Below are 1,262 nucleotides of genomic sequence, written 5' to 3' on the forward strand. Positions count from 1 at the left end.
CGGGCCGCGACGGTGCGCGGCCCGGACGTATCGCCGGGCTAGTTAGCGGGCGGTGCAGAGCGACGGCGGATCAGCACCGTGGCCAGGGCCGCGCCGCCGAGGACGACCGCGATCAGGACCCAGAGCCACCACAGGGACGATCCCTCGTCGGAGACAGGCTCGGCCAGGATCGTGGCCGTGACCGTCGGCGCCGCCGAGGCGGCCGGTGCGGCGGGTGCAGACGCCGACGGGGCGGCCGAGGGTGCAGCGGAGGCAGTCGCGGGCGCGGTCGACGGCCCCGGCTTGAGCTTGATCAGCGGCGCCGGATTGTCCGGCTCGTCCTTGCCCTCCTCCTGGACCTCGATCCAGCGGGACACCTCGCCGTCCGCGTACGTCTCCAGGGTCTTGAACGACAGCCGCGTCTCGCCGTCGGGCAGCTTGGCCACCTTGACCTTCCACTCGGCGTCCTTGCCCGACGCCAGCGCCTTGCCGCCCACCGTGAAGCCGTCCGCGGTCGCCTGGAAGGTCCAGCCCGACGGGGCCTTCACCAGGGTCACGTCGGCCGGGGCGATGCCTTCCGGCAGCACCACCCGTTCGCTCTTGATGCCGGACGGGTTCTCGGCCTCGCCGTGGAAGGTCAGGGTCACGTCCGTGGCCCCGGCCCGGTTCTTGTCGGCGCTCACCTCGACGTGCGCCGCCGCCGGACCGGCCGCGACCAGCACCCCCAGCCCTGCCAGCACACCGATCGTCGTCATCCGGAACCTGTTACGCACGCCGAGAACCACCTTCGCGGGAGAGAGTCAACCGGTTCCGTAGTCGCTCGCCGTCGCCGGAAAGTTCCGGTGATCTTGCCGGTCAGCCGACGTGCTGGGGTTCCCGGTCGGTGCTGTGGTCCTCGTGGGCGGCGGCGCGGCGGGCGGCGACCACGTCGGCCAGGGCCGCGACCAGCGCCACCAGCACCAGGCCGATGGTCACCAGCAGGGCTGTGCGCAGCGCCGACGACCAGTCGTTGTTCGTCGACGCCAGGCGGTTGAAGAAGACCGCGCCGACCACGGCGATGCCTACCGCCGTACCGATGCGCTGGCCGGTCTGCAGGACCGCGCCCGCGCTGCCCGCCCGCTCGACCGGCACCTCGGCCAGCGTCAGGGTCTGGTTCGGGCTGATCACCAGGCCGCTGCCGAGACCCGCCACCAGCAGTGGCAGCGCCGCGGCCCAGCCGCCGTTCGTGCCGGGGACCAGGTCCAGGGCCAGGACCGTGCCGCCCAGCCCGGCCGCGACCAGGG

General features: G+C 73.3%; 1 protein-coding gene and 1 pseudogene. Both read right to left on the minus strand.

The features are described 5' to 3' along the window. Window positions 1-38: 38 nt before the first annotated feature. The gene (locus AB0C29_RS49060) at window positions 39-752 is read right to left on the minus strand and encodes a DUF1775 domain-containing protein (RefSeq protein WP_360835333.1); all 714 of its coding nucleotides are present in this window, start codon (window positions 750-752) and stop codon (window positions 39-41) included. A gap of 82 nt (window positions 753-834) precedes the next feature. Beyond that, window positions 835-1,262 (minus strand): annotated as a pseudogene (locus AB0C29_RS49065) (MFS transporter); the annotation flags it as partial.

The sequence above is a fragment of the Actinoplanes sp. NPDC048791 genome (genome assembly GCF_040650095.1).
Classification (GTDB): Bacteria; Actinomycetota; Actinomycetes; order Mycobacteriales; family Micromonosporaceae; genus Actinoplanes.